General features: G+C 43.5%; 16 protein-coding genes. 2 read left to right on the plus strand and 14 right to left on the minus strand.

What is annotated here, in order from left to right:
• Positions 1–693: 693 nt before the first annotated feature.
• From CW749_RS23625 to CW749_RS23665, 9 genes are all read right to left on the minus strand, one after another.
• Entirely contained in the window at positions 694–2835 is a 2142-nt protein-coding gene (locus CW749_RS23625) for a peptidase domain-containing ABC transporter (protein WP_101114909.1), read from the minus strand.
• On the minus strand, positions 2832–4073 hold the full coding sequence (locus CW749_RS23630) for an HlyD family efflux transporter periplasmic adaptor subunit (protein ID WP_101114911.1): 1242 nt from the start codon (positions 4071–4073) through the stop codon (positions 2832–2834). The genes CW749_RS23625 and CW749_RS23630 overlap by 4 nt, the downstream gene beginning before the upstream one ends.
• A gap of 661 nt (positions 4074–4734) precedes the next feature.
• A complete protein-coding gene (locus tag CW749_RS23635; protein ID WP_180958478.1) occupies positions 4735–5988 on the minus strand; it encodes an ATP-grasp domain-containing protein in 1254 nt (417 codons plus the stop codon).
• Between the two features lie 119 nt (positions 5989–6107).
• Positions 6108–7064 carry a DMT family transporter gene (locus CW749_RS23640; protein WP_180958479.1) on the minus strand — a complete coding sequence of 319 codons (957 nt, stop codon included), beginning with the start codon at positions 7062–7064 and terminating at the stop codon, positions 6108–6110.
• On the minus strand, positions 7057–8151 hold the full coding sequence (locus tag CW749_RS23645) for an FAD-dependent oxidoreductase (RefSeq protein ID WP_101114916.1): 1095 nt from the start codon (positions 8149–8151) through the stop codon (positions 7057–7059). The genes CW749_RS23640 and CW749_RS23645 overlap by 8 nt, the downstream gene beginning before the upstream one ends.
• Positions 8151–9053 carry an ABC transporter substrate-binding protein gene (locus CW749_RS23650; RefSeq protein WP_180958480.1) on the minus strand — a complete coding sequence of 301 codons (903 nt, stop codon included), beginning with the start codon at positions 9051–9053 and terminating at the stop codon, positions 8151–8153. Before CW749_RS23650 ends, CW749_RS23645 begins: the two co-directional genes overlap by 1 nt.
• The gene (locus tag CW749_RS23655) at positions 9043–11043 is read right to left on the minus strand and encodes a class I tRNA ligase family protein (protein ID WP_101114920.1); all 2001 of its coding nucleotides are present in this window, start codon (positions 11041–11043) and stop codon (positions 9043–9045) included. The genes CW749_RS23650 and CW749_RS23655 overlap by 11 nt, the downstream gene beginning before the upstream one ends.
• 37 nt (positions 11044–11080) lie before the next feature.
• Positions 11081–12385, minus strand: coding sequence for a SidA/IucD/PvdA family monooxygenase (locus tag CW749_RS23660; protein ID WP_101114922.1), 1305 nt, complete (start codon positions 12383–12385; stop codon positions 11081–11083).
• A gap of 132 nt (positions 12386–12517) precedes the next feature.
• Positions 12518–12919, minus strand: coding sequence for a hypothetical protein (locus CW749_RS23665; protein ID WP_101114924.1), 402 nt, complete (start codon positions 12917–12919; stop codon positions 12518–12520).
• Between the two features lie 156 nt (positions 12920–13075).
• On the opposite strand from CW749_RS23665, the gene CW749_RS23670 reads away from it, so the two are divergent.
• Positions 13076–13696 carry an acyl-homoserine-lactone synthase gene (locus CW749_RS23670; RefSeq protein ID WP_101114926.1) on the plus strand — a complete coding sequence of 207 codons (621 nt, stop codon included), beginning with the start codon at positions 13076–13078 and terminating at the stop codon, positions 13694–13696.
• 166 nt (positions 13697–13862) lie between these two features.
• Positions 13863–14393: a phosphatase PAP2 family protein gene (locus tag CW749_RS23675; protein WP_101114927.1), complete on the plus strand. Its 531-nt coding sequence runs from the start codon at positions 13863–13865 to the stop codon at positions 14391–14393.
• On the opposite strand, the gene CW749_RS23680 is transcribed toward CW749_RS23675, so the two are convergent.
• The 5 genes from CW749_RS23680 to CW749_RS23700 form a co-directional block, all read right to left on the minus strand.
• Positions 14390–15349, minus strand: coding sequence for an SPOR domain-containing protein (locus tag CW749_RS23680; protein ID WP_237322561.1), 960 nt, complete (start codon positions 15347–15349; stop codon positions 14390–14392). The two genes, CW749_RS23675 and CW749_RS23680, sit on opposite strands and share 4 nt — an antisense overlap.
• A 127-nt stretch (positions 15350–15476) precedes the next feature.
• Positions 15477–16415, minus strand: a complete 939-nt coding sequence (locus tag CW749_RS23685; RefSeq protein WP_101114929.1) for an ABC transporter permease — start codon at positions 16413–16415, stop codon at positions 15477–15479.
• A 2-nt stretch (positions 16416–16417) separates the two neighbouring features.
• A complete protein-coding gene (locus CW749_RS23690) occupies positions 16418–17395 on the minus strand; it encodes an ABC transporter permease (protein WP_101114931.1) in 978 nt (325 codons plus the stop codon).
• 190 nt (positions 17396–17585) lie between these two features.
• Positions 17586–19139, minus strand: a complete 1554-nt coding sequence (locus CW749_RS23695; protein ID WP_101114933.1) for an ABC transporter substrate-binding protein — start codon at positions 19137–19139, stop codon at positions 17586–17588.
• Positions 19140–19215: 76 nt separating this feature from the next.
• Positions 19216–20931 (minus strand): ABC transporter ATP-binding protein, encoded by a 1716-nt coding sequence (locus CW749_RS23700; protein WP_101114935.1) that lies wholly within the window; start codon positions 20929–20931, stop codon positions 19216–19218.
• Between the last annotated feature and the right edge of the window lie 923 nt (positions 20932–21854).

Genomic DNA, 21854 nt, shown 5'->3' on the forward strand with positions numbered 1-21854 from the left:
CTGAAACCATTTCTAATTCTGCTGTTGTAAGCTCTTTCATTTTTAATTCCTATTTCCATATTGTATTAGAAAATAAAGTCCCTATTACCAGCTCATGATAGATTTAAAAAATACATCATTAGAGGTTGATAACTAATTTATCTAAAAGTTAATATTGATGATTTGTATTTTTGTTACTAATTTCTAACGTAAATACCAATGCATGCATTGCCCGTATCCCAACCATAACACGTGCCAGAACCTGTTATTTTTTCGACTTCATTTGTATTTAGTTCTTTCATTTTTTAATTCCTACTTTTTATACTATTACTATTTTAATTTGTAATATTCGATGAGGTTTATCTTTCACCTGGAGAGCGTACATAGATACCAATACATGCACTACCTGTATCCCAGCCATAACATGTGCCTGCACCTGTTACTTTTTTCACATCATTTACGCTTATTTCTTTCATAATACACACTCTTATTTATTTAAATTTATATCTCGAATATTATCTAGCAAATCGTTTCAAAAGGGTTATTCGAATAAGTATTTCCCATACCACCATTCACGATATTAATAATTTCTTCTTTAGTTACTTCTTTCATAATTAATTCCTAAATACATACCGTTCTATCAAAATCAACTTGATGAGATCCGCCTTTAATTTCTTTCACTTGTAATTGAGTCAGTTGTTTCATGTTATTTCCTTATGCCAAAGCTTCGAGTTTTGGTTTTTTCTGTCTGTTGTCGCTGAGTATCTGCCCTTTTTCACCCAATTTGATGACACGATCGTGCATCTCAATGGTCTCTTTGCGGTGAGCTATCGAAATTCGGGTGATGCCCATTTTTTTGATAACGTTGTTAATGTGTTTTTCGTTTTCTGTATCTAGGCTGCTGGTAGCTTCATCTAAAAACAGTATCTTCGGCTGTTTATAAAAGGCTCTTGCCAATAATATCCGCTGTTTCTGTCCACCCGAGAGAGTGCTACCTAGATCCCCTATCAGGGTTTGAAAGCCTAGGGGCATCTTCATAATTTCTTGTCCTATCGCAGCGAGCCCAGCTGCCCTACCTACCTGCTCTAAATTGGGTGTTTTATCAAACATAGTAATGTTGTCCAGTATCGTACCGCTGAGCAATTGGTCGTCCTGCATCACCGTTGCGATGTCGTCTCGATAAGCGGCTAACCCCATGTGTTGTAAAGCAATATCATCGACCAGTACTTTGCCTTTTGTCGGCTGATCCAACCCTGTGAGCATTCTCATTAGTGTGGACTTACCGCATCCTGAGTTTCCGGTGAGTACCACGGATTCACCGGGCTGTATTTCTAAGTCGAAACCATCAATCACATCATCATCATTAGGGCTGTATCTGAACGCGACGTTCTCAAGCTTAATACCACCTTTAATCGGTTCTAATTTTGCACGTTCGCTGTGTACATGTTCTTCTTTTTTCGCTATCACAATGTCGGTAACTCGTGATAAGTGAAGTTTTAACATTCTGAATTCGAACCATTTTTCTACTAATGAACGTGACTGATCTGAAAACATTTGTCGGTAGTTTAAGAAGGCGTACAACATACCGATGGTCATTGTATGGTCCATCACTAACATGCTGCCTATCCAAATAATCAGTACATGCTCTACACCTGTGATAAATAGGTCTGCCGATTTATGGATAATGCCCAATCGCTCGCTTCTTACCGAAGCATTCATTTGGTCTGCGTATCGGTTTTGCCACCCTGATACTCGCTCCGCTTCATGACCAAAACATTTAACAGTCTGTATCGCTCGGATGCTTTCTAAAAAGTACGAATCTTCATTCGCTTGGTTTATCAGCTTGTTTCGAACAGCTCTTCTAATGGGTTTAAAGAGCAGAGTTCTCAGTGCAACATATGCCACCAGCATTATCACTACAACGTTAGCAAGAGACGTGTTGTAGTAGTACATGATCCCTATGGCAGTCAGCATCATTACGCCATCAATAAAGGCTTCCACAAATCCGGTAGAGAGCATTCGATTAACTTCATCTAACGATGAGAATCGGCTTGTAATGTCTCCAATGTGTCGCTTCGCAAAAAAGTCTGACGGCAATCGAATAAGGTGCGTAAACAAGTTATTGCTGAGCTGGTAATTCAGTTGAGTCGCGACAAACGTGACCACCCAGCTTCGTAGTGCAAATGTGATTGCCCTAAATAGGTGTAAGCTCACAAACGCAATACCAAGTACCATCAATAAGTCGCTATCTCCGGTGGTAATAACCTCATCTATCGTTAGCTGGATAAAATAAGGGGTTAACAAAGCAAATATCTGAATAAAGGCCGTTAACGCTAAAATTTGTGTAATGGATGGCAGTAACCCTTGAATTCTTGACCACAAGTGGCGGATGCCTAATTCCGTTGTTTCATTAACTTCTTCGAATTCTTCTGCTGGCATAAACTCCAGCGCAACACCGGTAAATTGTTCTGATACCTGCTCCAGCGATACTTTTTGCTCGCCAAGCGCTGGGTCATGAATAATGCAGTGCTTTTTACCTACAGATTTCAACACAACATAGTGATCGAAGTTCCAGTGCAGCAGCGCAGGCAGCTTCAGTTCGGTTAGATGCTCCATGTCCAATTGGAGAGGTCTTGTACTCAATTTCAATGTTGAGGCGATATCAATCAGTACATTGAGACCCGTTCCTTTCTGCGACAGGGGGAAGCGCTGTCGCAATGTATCGATATCTGTTTTGTATCCGTGATATGTAGCAATCATCGCGATACAGGTTAATCCACACTCCGCTACTTCACTTTGGTAATAGACGGGCAATTTGTTTTTGAATGAAAAATTCAGATTACTTAAAAAACTCATATCTCAAATTGCTCCTTTGCGTACCGAATTGGTTCCAATAGCCATGTCATGATAGGCATGGACTTCCCTTTGATATCGATGATTGCTTGCATGCCTACTGTTAGGTCATGACGAATCGATCCATCTACAATGCTTTGCTGCGGCAAACTCACTAATAGCCTGTAGCTTGCTGCTTTTGCCGAATCTTTATCGACACTTGCCGTATCCGCGATGTAGCTGACTACACCGGTTAATGTTCCGTATTTTTGGTAAGGGAAAGCCGATAACTTCACTTGTACTTCTTGCCCGACTTCCACCATTTTTAAGCTGTTTGACGATACTTGCATTTCGACGTGCAGTTCACTCTCTTCTGGCACAATGGTCATCGCCAGTGTGTCGAGTTCAATGCGTTCACCGGGTCTTACGGCGACAGAGCGTACCCTGCCAGACACTTTGGCAATTAACGTTTCACCTTTACTGCTCAGGCTTTCTATTTCCGAATGCTCTAGCTGATCGATTTTTTGTTCTAAGTTCGCTATTTCAGTTTTACGCTGACGCTCCAAGAGTTCGTGTTCTACGTTCAGCGCTAATAATTCTTGCTTGGCAATATCCAATTGCGACAGCTGATCATCTCTCTCTATATTGAGTGTTGAGAGTAAGACTTCTTGTTGAAGTAATACATCTTCAGATATATATTTATCTTTATATAGTGTGTTTAATTTATTGTATTTCTTACTTTCTATTCTTATTTTATTATTTATATTTTTAAGCCGATTTCCATTACGGGATATCGTTGAATTCTGCATTTTCTTTTTATTATCAATCAACGACATTTTAGATTGGTAAATATCATTGGTTGTCTGAATCTGGTGATTCAGTGTCGTTATCATTTGTTTTGTCAGAGCTCTTAATTGGTGGCTACTCGCCTCACCTGTTTCGACATACCGCTCATAGCTTATCGTTGCCAACGGCTGCCCTTTTTTGACTAACTGCCCCTCCTCTATGTACACCTCACTCAAATACCCGTTCGATGTTGAATACACCTCACTTAGCCCATTTTCAGGGAGTAAATAACCCGTCGCCTGAGCCTTTGGAGAGTAAGAACCAAAACTAATAAATAGCACCACAAAGGTAACAATTAAGGCGATGAGCAACGTAACCCACCAATGTGACAAATGCGTATTTATAATAACTTTGCCATCCAGCCTTTTAAAATAGGCGTCTTTGGCTTTTTTTCTGAATAACGATTCTTCAGACATACTCCCTCCGGCTCAACGTTTGGCTATTCCACTACGCGGTTTTTTAAGAACAGACGCGAGTCCGATCGACTGTTCTTACCTGGGTAGTGACTGGCTGACTTAATGCAATTCGCATTGTCCATAGCTTCACCTTCACTCTGTGGTTTCACCAAAATCACACACAACCCATTGGCTACCACCAGAAACGGCGTTCAACATTTTTAGATCAAGGACTTTCATTATTTTCTCTCCCAAGGGTTCATAACACAGCCACCTTCAACAATGGCGCCATTTACTTTTTTCGTTGTTTCTTTTTTAATTACTTTCATTTTATTTCCTTATTAAAATAGTTTTGGCTTTTTAGTTGGGAATGGAAAACAGCCACCAATCATATATGCGCCTGTTACTTCATTTAATTCTTCTAAATTAATTTCTTTCATTTGAATTCCTTCTTTACTTGTTTTCCTTAAGTGTTTTCATTCTATAAAAATCAGAAAAAATAAAAACTCTCAAATCTTATAGTCCTATTTCTAGTAGCTATTACATTTGGTAGGTATATACCTAAATAACCTTAATATATTTGGTTCAGTGACTTCTCTACCGAGGAAAAGAGAACTGGATTTCAGGCATAAAAAAAGAGGCTGGGAACACCAGCCTCTTTTAACAAGTTAGATTGCCACTATCACACAGAGGACAACCGATAAAGCTCGTGGTTCTCTTCTAAGTCAATAGCAGCCTGTTTGTCCCTATTCAGTGCGTTAGCGCTCTCGTTCATAAGGACAACCCAACCAGGCGATGTAAATAAGTCGACTGTTTTCGACACCTTAGATTGCGGGGCAATCCCCCATACCGAATCAAAGTAAGAATCCAGCTTAGACAGCTGTTCCTTGCCGTTCACATCTTCTACTTTTCCCTCTTCAGTGCTAATAAAGAACTGAACCAAAGCTTTCTTATGGAATGTCGGAGGTTGGGACGTTCTTTCCTTAAAGCGAGAGTGATTGGTAAACGCATCTACCGTGAGATCTAACTGTGACACTGAAGAGAAATTTTGCACGGTTCTCGGGGTGTATCCGCCATGAATCCGCGCCCCTACTTCTATCAGAACAGGTCCATCAGGAGAAAGCATAATCTCACTGTGAGCAGGACCAACCGTAATGCCTAATGCATCCAATACACCTTGATTGTATTCGATGATTTCTTGCAATGACTCGTCTTCTGGATGTAGAAACTCCATTTCTCGATACACCACATCCGAACCATTCGCTTGGCATTTATGATAACGGCATAGGTTGGTGACAAAACTTTTTCCATCACACGATACTGTATCGACAACGTATTCCGACCCATGGATAAATTCTTGCACCAATACCGCTTGATTGAGCTGCATGAACATGTCTTCAGAATGAAGAATACTGTCGAACGACTTTCTAGCCTCATCCAAATTCGAGCACTTACTGACACCTTCAGAACCTGCCGAAGCCAAAGGCTTAATAATAAACTCTTGAATATTATTCGACTTAAGCCAAGGTTCTATTTCATCAAACTGAGACGTTTTTAGCTGTTTGATCGCTCGAATGCCTTGCTTCGCAATGGCTTCCTGCATCTCAAATTTGTCTCGGCGAGCCAAGGAAAGCGCAAAATCGTTACTGGAAAGTGCTAAATGATGCGTGAGTAAATCCGCTTTTTGCACCCCACTTTCAGCCCCAGCAAGTACCGCCACGGGGGCGTATTCTTTTAGAAAATGGGCGCACGACTCCACATCGTTAAATACGGTTTCAGCCACAAAATCCTGTGCGTGAAACGAGCCCGCATAGTTTGATGGGATCGTCTCTTGGCTGTGCACGGCAATACAGTCAAACCCAGCAGCGTTGAAATCTCGTGGCAGTAAACACGCGCTAGAGTATGGGTCGACAATGACGACGTAATCTTTATTCATGGTGAGCTCCTTTCCTTTCTTTTTCCACCAAAGCATTGATGGCGTCCGTATCCAATCGTCCGAGCCTTAACGACTCTTCTTTCGCTTCGCATATCGAAATCTGCATACTGTGTCCCTCACTACTTAGCGCTTTGCAGCGGCTCTTCTTTTGGCTGATTCACAGATCTTTTCTGCTTTAAATAGATGCCAATCACCACAAAAATAATGGCGGAGCTGGTGCCTATCAGCGATTCCATAGAAAAGGTAAGTCTTGAATTAAACATCTGAATAAAGAGATAAATAATCGGCGCAGCGACTAGCGAGAAACTCACGATTAACGGATCCGATTTCTTGATACCCAGTTGCAAGCAATACAACGGAATAATGTTTCCGATCACCGCTATCATCAGGATTTCCCAATAGAAGGTCGTGGCGGTATAGACCAAAACGGGTTTATCACTCAACACAAAGGCTATGCCGATAAGCAAAAGGAATCGCTTCGACATGATCTGGCCAGGTGTCACCCCTTTCTGATTCAAAGATTTGGATGCCAACGTGTTAAGCGCCATGGAAACACCACACACAAAGGACATCACCACACCTAATATCGCATCATCACGATCAATATGTCCCATCGCAGAGTTACCACTGAAGGTCGAATTAATCATGAATATCATGCTCGCCATTACGCCTAATGCAGTGACCATTTGCGGTGCACTCAGCTTATCGGTCTTAAGAATAAAGACCGTAATTAGAATCGTAACTAATGGTCCAATTGAGTTGGCTAACGCACTGGAAATAGCAGGCTCAATGTATTTAAGCGCTATAAAGAAGCCAAGCCAGCTACCCGCTGTGGTGAGGTTCACCCCTATCCAATCTTTCCATCGAGTTTCAACCAATGGCTTCTTACTGATCGATTGAGCCACATAAAAATACAAGCTGACAAGGAGAAAAGTCAGGATAAGCGTTGAAAAGACATCGGCTTTTTGCAGCATGCCCGATAAATAAACCGCCTGAACACCAGACAGAATATTGAAAGAGAAGATCAGCAAAATACCCTGATTTTCGGTGTTTTTTGTCGCAGAGTAATCACTCATACACATCATTCCTTGATTGAGTCGCGAGGTGAGATATACGTTTGGCGATAGATGGAAAAAGCTTAAATCCCATGCCGCTCCAACCGGTGGCAAAAAGGACATTTTTGTACTTGGATTTCGCCCCTAAGTACCCTGTTTTTCCGTAGGTATAACCATCAAATCCAACTCTCGCGCCTAAAGCGTTAAGAGCGTCTTTTTGAATATTCAACGCTTGCGAGACGGTTTCTTTAGTCAGATCGGTGTGGGTGATGTCTTTACGCCTTGGCGATTCCACATCAATATCCCACTCGCTGGTCGCTGTGCCGACTAACCAGGTATCACCACCAATAGGGCGCATATAAACATCTGGATCCCCCACAATGAGTGCAGGATGCTGGGAGGGCAAAGGCTGTGAGCGCATGAATTCCGCTTGAATGGCTTTAGGGCGCTGAACGTCGGTTAAGTCAAACACATCTCCTGCCAATGAATTCCATGCTCCCGTGCAAACAATCAGCCCATTCGTCAGTATGACCTGATCGCTTGTCGTCAGCTGAAACCCATCATGACCATATGTATCAATCGACTGCACTTGGGTTGACTCAAACAGCTCGACGCCATTTTTCTGTGCTTCATTGGAAAGCCATAAGGTTGATTTGAGGGGATCGGCGTAGCCACTTACTGGCTCCCAGACAACGTAATCCGCATCCAACCGCTTAGGGAGAATCTTCCGAAGCTCTTCTGGCAGTGACTTCACTTGTTTCAAATAGATAGGGTGCTCACTCGTACTCGTCGTTCGCACCCATTCTGAAATGGTCTCAAGGCTCTCAGTCGTTGGCACAAAGAGCGTGCCAATTTCGTCAAACCCTGTCTCTTCTTTATGCTGAAGAAAAAATGGCAGGCTTTCCTTGGCCATCTCTGTGATGTGATCTTCACTGTGAATCACACGAACAAAACCACCAGAATAAAGCGTCGCGCCACTGCCCACTCGGTTTTGTTCAATCAAAGCAACACTGAAATTCGATTGCAGTGACAATTCACGCGCAATGGCACAGCCGATCACACCCGCCCCAATAATGACCCAATCAAATTGTCGTTGGTTGGTGCTCATCACTGCTCCTTAATGGTCAAGTGATGCCAAGTCGACAACGTGTTATCCCCATATTCATTAAAGCGAAATGAGGATGCAGAACACCGTAAACGATCAGCCATGTCCAAATTGCTGACATCGGAATCGTCATACAGAATGTATAAAACGGCTTTCACCCCATGACGAATATAGAATTCAAAGCCGTTATCCAGCTTCATCACTTCTATGGAATAGGGTGGAGTTAATAAGGTCTCAAACTCTTCAATATCGCAATCGTCGCAACCCACAACCCGCCCAGTAAAGGCATGTCGGTTTAAATGGTTCAGCATATCCGCACACGAGAAATGCGTACCGGCTAGAAACACGTTATCGAAATCAAACGCGGTTTGTTCATACAAGTTTTCTTGATGAATCACACGGTACCCGTAAGTACTCGCGAGCACCGTCGCCAGCCCTTCGGCATAAGGAGAACCATCCGATACCACCATGTGCGAACCACTTTGGGCATCCAATAGTTCTGCAACCACTTCGCATTGTTTCGTGTTGCTGGCGCACAGTCGAAAACGGTAGCGGCTCGGCTGCTCGGTGAGGTCATCACCGGTTGAAGCTGGCAGTACAAACACAATGCCAGCGTTCTCATATTGATCTTTCACAGTTGCTGCACATGCGCTGTTGAAATGCCCGATGACCACAGTCACCCCTTCTTCAATCAGGGCTTTTGCAACCGCATCCGCAACATGAGGTAAAGCTTGGTCATCCATATAAACAAACTCTACCCTTTCCGATACCGCTTGGGTGGATGTAGCTTTTGTAGATATAGGATGAGCAGACAGTGCCGCGTTCGCCGCCGACGTCAACAAGTCACCATAAGCGGAGCGTGGCCCGGTTAATGGCCCTACAATTGCAATTTTCTTATTCGCCACCGCGCGCACCCTCCAAGCTAGGAAACCATTCGCGGTTAACAGGTTGGATTTTGGCACCTTCATCCGCAAACGAAGGGTTGTCTGCCCAAACAGGTGAACCCGATAACCCAATGGCACGCCACAGTTTTTGAGCAAATTCTGGAGCAATCGGCGAAAGCACTGTCGCTATGGTTTTTAGCCCTGCGACTTTTATCGCTACCGATGTACGAAGCGTGTCGTAAAACACGTCACTTTCTTTTAAGTGCGTATCCAGTGTCATCAAACGAGCCAAACTGCGGAACATATTATCCGCGCCTTGCATGACACTACTGGTCGAAAAGCTCGCACTGTTGAAATGGTTGTAAGCGGTATCGAGCTCATGGCTCATTTGATTGAAGAACAACTGGTGATCTGAGCTCCAGCCACCTGGGTTTGGAATATTCCCGTCAAACTGAAGCGAAACTTCGCTTAAAATGTCGTTAATGGTACTTTGCCATGACCCAAGTAAAGTCTGTTCATACCAGCGCTCGAAGCCTTTACTCTCAAAGTTAGTTTGGCTGGTTTCTGGGCGAACCAAAGCCAAATACAATCTCACCGCTTCTTTGTCATGGCTTTCAAGTAGGTCTTTTGCCCAAATAAGGTGATTTCGGCTGGTCGAAAACTTGGAACCATCGAGTAGCAAAAACTCATTCGTGACGAACTTGTCTGCCAATTTAGGCGTATCGTTTAGTGCCATGAGTAACGCTGGGAAAAGGACAGCGTGGTACCAGCTATTATCAAAACCAAAGAACTGCGCTAACGATGTTCCGTCATCAACCCACTGATGATAAGGACGTGCTTGATCAGAACCATCAAACACTTGAGCCGAGCCAATCAAGTAGCCCACTACCATTTCAGCCCACACATAAATAATCTGGTCTTCAAACCCTTTCACCGGAACCGGGACACCCCAGCTTGATTGGTGAGTGATGGGAATATCCGGCAATCCATCTTCCAGCATTTGATGAACCAACATGGAAATGTGTGGCGTCATTTCAACACGCGAGTAATATTCCTTAAGTCGGCTTTCAAATCGAGATAGCGGGAATACAAATTGTTTAACGGTGCCTTGTTTAGGCTCTCGACCCGTTAATTTCGTTTTCGGGTTCTTTAGATCGGTGACATTATTTGGTCTTCCACACTGCTCACAAGCATTGCCATCAGAGCCCGAACCACAGTAAGAACATTCCCCACTCACCCACGCCTCGTGCAGGTAATTGCCGTAATCTGCACAAAAGAGCGCATCCGACTCTTTTAAAACCAGCTGATCCCTATCGAGCAACGTTTGGAAAAAGGTCTGAACCTGTTGGTTGTAGTTCTCAATATTGGCGGGATGGTAGTAAGCGTCTGGCGTTACGCCTGCTTTACCCAAGGTTTGATGAATTTGTTCACCAAAACTCTTATCCACTTGTTGAGGTGAAATATCCGACTTCACGGCTTTGAGTTCAACATAGGTTTGATTGGTATCAACACCTGTTAGGTAATGCCCTTCAGCATCATTCATGGTTAAGAATCGCTTATAAATATCGGCGGCTAAAAATGGCCCCGATAGATGCCCGACATGCAAATCACCATTAGGCGTCGGTGGTGTTGCTGTAACCAAGTGCTTTGCAGGCAGCTTTCTTTGAGTCTTCGGTAATTTCGTTAGGTCTTCCCACCACGTCGCCTCAAATACCAACTCCGACAAGCGAGACGTATTGGTCACGTAATGTGAGTCAAACGCATCCAAATACACAATTTCGCCGGCTTCTACTTCAATAGTATGTGAGCCAGATGTGACCGTACCTTTGCCTTCTAAAATTCGAAAAACTTCAAACTCATGATGGTTATGGGGCGTAGAGGATTCACCCGCACTTAACCGGCAAACCATCGAACCAAAAGGCGTTTTTGCAGGAAAGGAATCCACGGGAAACAGCTTCGTACAGCTCAACCCATAGGCTCGGAATTCTTCCGTTAATTTTACTTTTTTCATAATACTCACAGATCTCCAATGAACAGACAGACAATCATTACGCCGCTTTAATGTTGTAATTCGGTTTGGCGCTATTTATTTGGTTCATAATGTCCATTGCTCTTTCTGGCAGAATCGAGAGCAAGGTGTCACTAAGACCGTGGCTGTGTTCATTGTTGCCAATCATAAAGATGCCAGCATGGCATTTATCCGACGTTTTCACTTGGTATTGGCGAGTGAGCTTTGGTCGACCTAATTCATCTTTTTCAAACCAATCAAACAACTTTTGAGTGAGATCTAGGTTATTTCTATCGTGGTAGCCTGTTGCTAAAAATACGCCGTGATAAGGCACTTCGGTTTGCTCTTTGGTGTTGGTATTTTCAAAATAAGCCGTGCCAACATGGTACATATTTGGCGTGTGTTTAATTTCTTTTAACTCTTGGAAATTATTTAATTTAAATCGCTCGTCACCGGAAACGCTCATATCGTATTTCATTTGATACAGCTCTCGAATTAATGGTGGATCGATACAAGAATAATTGGTGTCTTTGTATTTATTGATGATGCGTTGTTTGTCATTCGCTTCCAGTTTGTAGAAATCATCAATCGTGCTGTAGGCAAAGATTTCATTTACAAATTCACTGCTGTCGGCTGGCTTATACGCATATTCTCGGATCGTCGAATTAACGGTCGCATTTGGGTAATGGTTGAGTAGATGCTTGGTAATTTCTGCCGCACTTTGACCGGAACCTACAACAAGAAACTCCCATGGGAACGACGTATCTGAGAACTTGTTCTCCAAACTGGGTAAGAATTGCGAGGAATGATAGGCATTTTGACTGGCGCTGGCATGAATGCCTTCTGGCAGCTTTGGCACTAAGCCCGATGAAGTAATGATATTTTTCGCTTGGTATCGTGCTTTCTTTCCTTCAGCGTTGACCGTGTGAACGTTGATATAGCTCACTTCGTCATTACCATTCATCACAGGAGTGATATCCACCACCTTCTCACCGTAATTCACGTAACCTTTAAGCTGATTTGCTGCCCATTTTAAGTAATCGCGATATTCATGACGTGTCGGATAGAATTCTTGCAGGTTAACAAAGCTTTCCAGTCTTCCACATTCATCAAGGTAATTTAAGAAAGTAAACTTGCTGGTTGGTGAGCGCATTGTCGCTAAGTCTTTGTGATAAGAAATTTGCATTCTTGCACCTTCAATTAACATACCTGGATGCCAATCAAACTCTGACTTACTTTCAATAAATAAATGGGTCGACTGTTCATTAAACCCTTGCTCTTCAATCGTTGCGGCAATTGCCAAGTTAGCCGGGCCAAAACCTATACCAATAACGTCATAAATCATTTTATTATTCCTTTATATTACTTCCTGAAATTACGCTTTAATTATTTCTCTAATCCGAGAGAAATAATTAAAAACGTATTTACTTTTATTTTCCTAAAATAACCTTTAGATACTTGGTTATATTTTTCTCAATTAAATTAACCGTTGGAAATACCGAGGTGAAGACAAGAGACCTGGTCTCATCTTGCTAAAGTTGATCGCCATATTTTCAAAAGTAATGCCTTTTTCTTTAATGGCGGAAATGCATTTTGGATTGCTCGCTTGATCGCACACCACCAGCTTTGTCGGGCTCAGATCCAAAACTTTGATGAACTCTTCCCATTCATCATCCGACGGGTAACGATTGACGTACACCGAAAAGGAATCCAGCTGCACCACATTCAAATGGGCTACTGTGTTTTTCCATGCATATTGCCCCCAAAACTCACCGGCATAGCGTCCATTTTCAGTCAGCACAACCGCCATTGGATTGGGTTTGTTTAAAGGTAATCCTTCTAAAACCTTGGTGTGGTTTAGGATATAAATGTCTTGCATACGCAGCCCAAAAGTTCAATTTGTTACATCTTCGTCTATTTTTTCGACATTGGTAACTATCGAAAATGATAGGTACCAACTAACAGATTAGGTAGCTGTGCAAATAAGCGATGCGCAGTACGATGAATGCACAACGGTTAATCAGGGACGAAAATAATGACTGCGCTACTTTCACACTACCAAACATCATGTTCGAGCACGCAAGCCGCTAATATGGCAACAGCAAATCGTCGTGAGCTATTCCGCTTTAGAACGTCTGTCTTTTCTGCACGGCTAAAATGGGATGTGAAAGTGGATAACACAGGTCAGGAAATGGATGAGTATGACCAGTTGAACCCAATCTACGTGAACTCGAAAGATGCTCAAGACAACATCAATGGTTGCTTGCGTTTATTGCCTTGTTCGGGTTTCTACATGCTGCGCGATACCTTCCCGCAATTACTTCAGGGTGAAGCAGCTCCGACAACCGATAAGGTTTGGGAAATCAGCCGTTTTGGTGTAGATACTTCAGATCGCAACCACAACTCTCAAGGCATCAGTAAAGTCACGTTTGATTTGTTGCTGCAAGCTGGAGAGCTCGCGGTAAAAGGTGGAGCAAGCCAGTTTGTTTTTGTAACGACAGCATCTATTGAGCGCTACCTTCGAAAAATGAACGTAAAAACGGCTCGCTTTGGTCTGGGTAAATCCGTCGACTTAGGAGGTTCACGCTCAGTCGCGCTGAAAATTGAACTGAATGAAGAGTACTTTGCCAACTTGCGCAAACAACTTGAGCTTTAACCCCTGCGGTAAAAAAAGGAAAGTCGGTCATGGCTTTCCTCCCTTTCAATATTGGAAAACAACCCCTTCACTCTAACCCAAGAAAAATGTTTCATTTCGTCAAATCAGCGCCTTAGGCTAGCGATTTCCGGTAGACTATCGCCAATTTCCTTTACGCTGTTTACACATGAAAATATCTTTACCTTTGGCTGTGATGGCCTCTTCTTTGGCTACCTTTCAAGCCCAAGCAAAAAATGAAGCGTTAGAAACGTATGGCGATATCGCGCAAATCGGAATACCGCTTACTGCGGCTATGATTTCTTGGTACAAAGAGGACACGGAAGGGCTCATTCAGCTTACTGAAGGGGCACTGTACAATGCACTCGCAACCCATTCTATTAAGTTTGCTGTCAATGCTGAGCGCCCCAATGGCGGCGGCCACTCCTTTCCTTCTGGACATACCTCTGCTGCAACTCAAGGTGCTGCATATTTGCAATTCCGATATGGCTCCGCTTATGGCATTCCAGCGTACGGTGCGGCGGCGTTAGTTGGGTACTCGAGAGTTGATGCCAATCATCACTATTGGCGAGATGTTATTGCGGGTATGGCATTGGCGACGGGCGTTCAATATGCCGTGACAGAGCTAGGGTACTCCATCACGGTTTTACCTTACTTCACGGAAGAGGAAAGCGGTTTTACGGCGCAAGTGCGCTTTTAAGGCTGAATGCACAACACATTCAACAATGACGAACCTTTCAACTGGGTGACTTTACCACTGGTAAAGAACCCTTGTTGGCTAATCCCCCAGTAAGGTAAATGCAACGGCCATTTCGAGCGAGACAGTTCATTGGATTCCAATATGCCTTTCCACTCTTTTTGTGTCGCTAAACGCATACCCAAAAGACCGCACACCTCGGTTGCTGAATCATAATCCATACGGTTCCATGGCTTTTCGCTTTCCATATAGAAATGTTCGTAATCACGAATAAATGGAATCGCGTAAGTTTTATCACCTAGCTTCGCCTGTCTTCTTACAATGATGTCCATTTCCGACGCTTTAGAAGCCGTTGACTGTGGAGGCGTTGCGAGAACGACTGCTTCAGGAACAGGAGCTGGTGTAGAAACAGGTGCAGGTGTCGATACCTGAGCAACAGGTTTCGAAGGCGGTACCGGTTCTGCTTTAACAGGTGCCGGTTTTATAGGTGTTGGCTTTATAGGTGTTGGTTTTGCAGATTCAGCTGTCGCATCATTTTTAATTTCTCGGATGAACGCATCACTGTATTTTGGGATTTTACGCACTTGTCGCCACTCTTTTAACGCCATGGCGTAATCGTCGTATGGACCGATCAAACAGCGGTATTCCTTGCCATAACGCATCATCCAAACGTCTGTCGATATTGATTGATACAGTTTTTTGGCATGCCTTAGTGGCAAAGGTTTGTCTAAGATTCCACACTGGATCCAGAACAATTCAGCACTTCGAGAAGGGCCGCGTTTTCCCCATAGCCCCTCTCCGATTGGGCATTCAGCCTTAAGGATGGGCAACTCGTTTGTAGAAGCCTGAGTGGCATCACACAAGTATTCATCGGCCTGAGCAGGTCTAATTGCACTTACCATTACAAGCAGTAAGCCAGCCAATACTGTTACCGTTTTTACTGTCGGTTTTGTGTCCATAAACTTACTCCACACATTGCCCCCAATAACCATGTAATGTAAAGAAAGGTGAATGCAAAAAAAGAGCCCGCTTTACGCCGGCTCTTAAGTTTATGAATATTTCCGATTGGAAATCAATGGTATTGGATCACCCTTTATAGATTTTCGGGTTAAATACATCTCGTAACCAATCACCAAGCAAGTTGATAACCAGAACCAATGTAACCAGTACCAATCCTGGGAATGCAGTAATCCACCAAGCACCAGAGAATATGTAGTCAAATCCGATACTAATCAGCGCTCCTAATGATGGCTGATCGACAGGTAACCCCAATCCTAGGAAAGAAAGTGCCGCCTCTGACATGATGGCGTTTGCCACCTGTACCGTTGAGATAACCAAAATAGGTGACAAGCAGTTTGGAAGAATGTGACGGAACATGATTCTTGGGGACTTAAAGCCCATGACTCGTGCTGCCTCAACATATTCTTTCTTCTTTTCCGCCAGTACCGATGCACGAATTGTACGCGCATACTGCGGCCATTCAGCCACACCGATAATGACCACCAACATCACCACCGCATATTGAGCGTAAAAATCGCTACCAAAACTGGCTTTGAAGATGGCGGAAACAATGATTGCCACCATCATGGTTGAGAACGACAACTGCACGTCGGCAAAACGCATTAAGAAGCTATCAACGCGACCACCAAAATAACCCGCAGATAGACCAATAATGATGCCCAAGAAAAGCTGTAAGCCAACCGCAAGGAAACCGATAGTCAATGAAAGGCGAGATCCATACAAAATGGTCGAAAAGATGTCACGCCCTTGTTCATCGGTGCCTAAAACAAAGCGCTCATCGCCGTCTTCCATCCATGATGGAGGCAGCTCTGAATCCATGATATCAATCGATGACAAATCATAGGGATCCGATGGCGCAATCAATGGTGCAGCTAAAGCCATGACCAAAAACAGCATAAATACGGCAAAACTGAACATCGCGACTTTGTCTCTACGGAAGTAGTACAAAAAGTCCGAGTTTTTAAATCGCTCCCAACGAGAAGGAACAGCAGTAGAAGTAGTCATGATTATGCTCCCTTTCCAGTTAGGTCTACCGTTGGGTTGATGATGCCGTACAGCAAATCAACAATGGTGTTCGTTACCACGAAAATCAGCCCAACAAAAATCACGTATGCCGTGATAAGTGGCGTATCTACGCGGTTAATCGCTTCTAGGAAAAGGAAGCCAGTACCTGGCCATTGGAAAACCGTTTCGGTAAGAATGGTATAGGCCACCATAGTACCGATTTGAACACCACCTACCGTCAGTACCGGTAACATAGTGTTTTTCAAAGCGTGCTGGTAATAGATTTTGTTCAGCGCTAGCCCTTTTGCTTTACCAAACTTAATGTACTCAGAACTCAATACTTCTAACATTTCCGAGCGAACTAAGCGGATAAAGAGTGGCAACATAATGGAAGACAAAGCCACACATGGCAGAATCAAATGCGCCAGCCCATCGAGGGTAAAGTAACCGGAATCCCAGCCTAACCAGTTTGCTGTTTCGCCCCGCCCATAAGACGGTAGCCACCCCAATTCGATTGAGAAGACGTACATCAGCATGATCGCGGTTAGGAAAACGGGTACCGAAATACCAATACTACTTCCAGCCATCACGACTTTAGTGAAAAAACTCTTTGGATGTATTGCTGAATAAACCCCTAATGGGATCGAACAGAAGATAATGATCAACGTTGCGCCGAACACCAGCTCTAGCGTCGCAACCAATTTATCTAAAATGACCTCGACAGCAGGACGCTTAAAGAAATAAGACGTACCTAAGTCGCCTTGCAGCGCATTGCCGACGAAGCGTGAATATTTTGTAATGAAGGGATCGTTTAACCCAAGCTCATCACGCAAGGCTTGTCGCTCTGATTCCGAAACGGATTGACCGACCAGTTCCCGTAACGGGTCGCCAAGGTTATCCTGAATGGCAAACGCCACCAAACTGATCACAAACATCACTATCAGTGCCTGAAACAGGCGCTTGACGAGAAACGTAAACATTCCTTGCCCCTTAACTTTCCATGACTTTCATGTAATACCCTTCAGCCTCAAAAGTGGTACTAGGCTCGGCTGAAAGAAAAAGCCAAGCACCAAAATAGACGAATCTATTTAAAATTCACCGACTGTTGGTTGTTCTAATGATACGCCAGACAAGCAAACGCTTATCTGGCGTAAGTGGTGAAGATTCCGCTTATTTAACAACCAAGTCGCCAAAGTAAGGGAAGTTCATACCATTAACGATAGGACCAATTTCCACATTGCCTTTCGCAGCCCATGAAGGGTCCTGCCAATGTAGAGGAACGAACGCTGCGTCATTGTAAAGGATTTCCTCTACTTGCTTCAGCATCGCGCTACGCTTAGTCAAATCGGTTTCTTTGTTCGCTTCGTTAACCAGCTTGTCCACTTCAGCATTGCCGTAGTGACCACAGTTGTACTGACCTTTACCCGTGTCAGCATTACGCGTCATCGCTAGGAACTCAGTGAAGTTCGCGGAATCTTCCGTATCTGGGTGCCAGCCAATCATCAGCATGTCCGCTGCACACTTATCAAACTCAGGCCAGTACTGTGCTTTAGGCATGGTTTTCAGGTCAACTTTGATACCGATTTTAGAAAGCATTGCAGCCGTTGCTTGAGCGATTTTGTCATCGTTCACGTAACGGTTGTTCGGTGCCATCATAGAAAGATTGAAGCCTTTCTCGTAGCCTGCTTCTTTCATTAGCTGTTTTGCTTTTTTCAGGTCATAACGAGGCTTAAGATCGTCATTGAAGCCCGCGTAGCCTACAGGGCTTTGCTGAGCAGCAGCTGTTGCTGCACCTTTCATAACTTTCTTAGTGATACCTTCGTTGTTGATTGCGTACACAATCGCCTGACGAACACGAGCATCCTTAAGTGCAGGGTTGCTATTTTGGTTCATTTGGAAAGTGATGATACGTGTACCTGGCATTGTGTACAGATCAACTTCTTTTGCTTTCTGAATACGCTTGTAGTCATTTGGTGCAACAGGCGCAATCATGTCTACATCGCCAGAAAGAAGAGCTGCAACACGCGTCGCGTCTTCTTTGATTGGAACAAGAGTCAGCTTATCAACGTTACCTGGAGAAGACTTATCCCAGTAACCGTCAAAACGTTCAAACTCAACCTTTACACCTTGCTCACGTGAAGTGATAACGAACGGACCAGTACCGGAAAGGTTGGCTGACGCATAAGAGTTACCGTGTTTAACCAGTTCCGCTTTGTCTTTACCCTCAGAGGTTTTGCCTGAGTAGAACTTGCTGTCCATTGGGAAAATGTAAGTCGCTACGTTTTCGACCAGTGGGTAAGTACCATCTGTTTTGATTTCAACTGTGTAGTCATCCACTTTTGTCAAAGACACAAGCGGTGCAAAAATACCTTTAAAGTCAGGAGAAGACTTCAAACGGTCAAACGTCCATACCACATCGTCCGCAGTCAATTCGTTGCCAGAGTGGAACTTCACACCTTTACGAAGGTTGAAGCGCATGGTTTCGTTATCAACACGATCCCAAGACTCAGCTAGACGCGGCTCAAATTCCATCTTTTGTGAAAAACGCACCAAAGGATCGAACACCATGTGAGACAATTGCATCGTACCACCAGACAGCTGCTCATGCGGATCCAGAGATACTGGGTCGGCATCATAAGCAACGGTAATGTCTGCCGCAGCAACACTGAAACTTAAGCCTGCAGCCATTAGGGCCATTGCTAACTTAGTCTTTATGGTTTTCATTGCATAACTCCTTATGCGGGAATCCAAATCCCTATTTGTTGTTGTCTGTGTTGTGTTTTGCATTTTCATTAACCCGCTAAGCGGATTTAATGTCTTCTCTTAAGCCTGTGAACTCAGGCATCAAAGATATCAATTGCTTACTGTACTCATGCTGCGGATCATTAAAGAGCTGTTCCGTTGGAGCGACTTCGAGCAAAGTACCCATTTGCATTACACCAATTCGATCACACATTTGACGGATTACCGGCAAATCATGACTGATAAATAGCATAGTCAAATTTAGTTCATCTTGAAGATCTTTGAGGAGGTTGAGAATCTGTGCCTGTACCGATACATCCAGTGCAGAAGTGGGTTCATCACAAATAAGCAATCGAGGACGTGTCGCCAATGCTCGAGCGATGGAAATTCGTTGTCTTTGCCCACCAGAAAATTCATGTGGGTATTTCACGCCAGCCATCTTACCAAGACCAACATGTTCAAGTAGGTCTTCTACAATTTGCTTCGTTTCTTGCTCGTTTCGTGTCAACTTATGGAAACGAATTGGCTCTGCAATGATGTCGAAGATTTTCATCCTAGGATTCATTGAAGTGTAAGGATTTTGGAAGACCATTTGCATCTGACGACGCAGCGGACGACGCTCGTTTTCAGATTTTAGAGAGGTTAAATCAATGCCTTCGAACGTAACCTTTCCTGAGTTAGGCGCATACAAGCCCGCGATAACACGTGCAATGGTCGACTTACCAGAACCCGATTCGCCCACAAGACCAAATGTTTCCCCTTCAAATACTTCAAAGCTAACATTGTTAGATGCTTGCACGTATTCGCGGCGGCTTTCGAAGAAAGAATCTTTGGTAACAAATCGTAGGTTGACGTTCTCTACATTCAGTAGCGGACCTGTATAGTCACGGTGGTCTTGGCTTTGACCTAACCAGTGATTTTTAACATCCAATGGTTCCATCTCGTGCGCTTCTTCGATGTAACTCACCAAAGGAAAGCGATCCAGCTTCACATCAGAACGGGGAACCGCAGAAATCAAACTGCGTGTGTAAGAATGGTCAGGGTCACCAAGGACTTTCGATGTTTTCCCAAACTCGACCAGATCACCGCGGTACATAACCGCAACTCGATCCGTTACGTTAGACACCACACCCATATCGTGCGTAACCAGCATACAGCCTACATTTTTCTCAACGCAAAGATCGCGGATAAGGCTGAGTATTTGGTCTTGAATAGAAACGTCTAACGCGGTGGTGGGTTCATCAGCGATGATCAAATCCGGCTCACCAGCCAAAGCAATTGCGATAACAACACGCTGACGCATACCACCTGAGAATTGGTGAGGGTATTGCTTTAAGCGGTTTTCAGGTTGAGGAATACCGACTTGTTTCATCAGAGACAACGAGCGTTCATACGCTTCATTATCCGACACATTCATGTTGGCATGAATGGTTTCCTTCAGTTGTTGTTCAACCGTAAATAAAGGATTAAGTGAGGTCATAGGATCTTGGAAGATAAATCCAATTTTAGATCCGCGCACGCTGCGCATTTGTTCTGGGCTTAGCCCTGAGACTTTTTCCCCATCAAGGAATACATCACCACTGGCAATCAAACCAGGAGGGCTTAGTAGGTCAATAACGGCATTACCTACGGTAGACTTACCTGCACCAGATTCGCCCACGACGCCCACAATTTCGCCTCTCTCTATATTAAAAGAAAGCGACTTAACGGCGGCATGAACCCCATGTCGTGACGGGTATTCGATTCGAAGATTTTTAACTTCTAATAGTGACATCACCAGACCTCTACTGCTATGGCAGTTTTCTGCCCTGTCTGTAAGTTGATTCCATTCTTCATCCGGCTTTATATCCGGCTTTTAACAGGCGAATAATTTGGCAAATAATTCACACAAAAGCAACAAACAAAGCATAAATGTGCGTTAAGCGCCGCTTAGAAAGCAGATTTAATGCATAATAATTCAAAAAAATAAACTAACAATTCTAAGGGAAGCATCGTAAAAAATAGAATTATCATTTGTATTTCATTGAAGTATGCTAATACATCGACAATAAACATGCGAATTAACAAGACATTCTCAATTCACATTTAAGAATTTTTATTCGCCTACATTTTTAACAAATAAAAAACAAAACCTGAATAATTGACACTTATCAGAATTAAACCCTATACAAAAGCCAAATAAGTAAAATATAACTCGAAATCAAGACGCACAACCAAAACTATAAACTTAAACAGTTTTTAAGCTTCGAAAATAAAAAGTATTTTTCATTGCTTGAGAACTTATTTTCAGCAAATAAAACTAGTTAGAAAGCATTTAAACTCATAATTTAAGTCTGAGAACCCATTTTTCAGTAAGAACCTAGGTTCACTTCGGTAGTGCTTTGATGTTTAATGAAAAATAAGTATGGTCTATTTTATCGTGAAGATGATCTTTGCGCCTTTATTACACCACTTACAATCATAATGACTGATAAAGAAGAGCTGAGGTAAATACAGGTTCTCACAGCCTCCACCTCATGCAACTAAATTTAATTCCGCTGCAACGAAAAAAGCCCCGTTATTCATAACGAGGCTCTTAATAGTGGTCGGCGAAGAGGGATTCGATGCGACAGGGCTTCCTGTGGGCTGGCATTCCAGCCCACGACCCCATGCTATGAACACCAACCATCAAAATGCAAAAAGCCCCGTCATTTCTGA

The sequence above is a fragment of the Vibrio sp. vnigr-6D03 genome (assembly GCF_002835515.1).
GTDB classification, from domain to species: Bacteria; Pseudomonadota; Gammaproteobacteria; order Enterobacterales; family Vibrionaceae; genus Vibrio; species Vibrio penaeicida.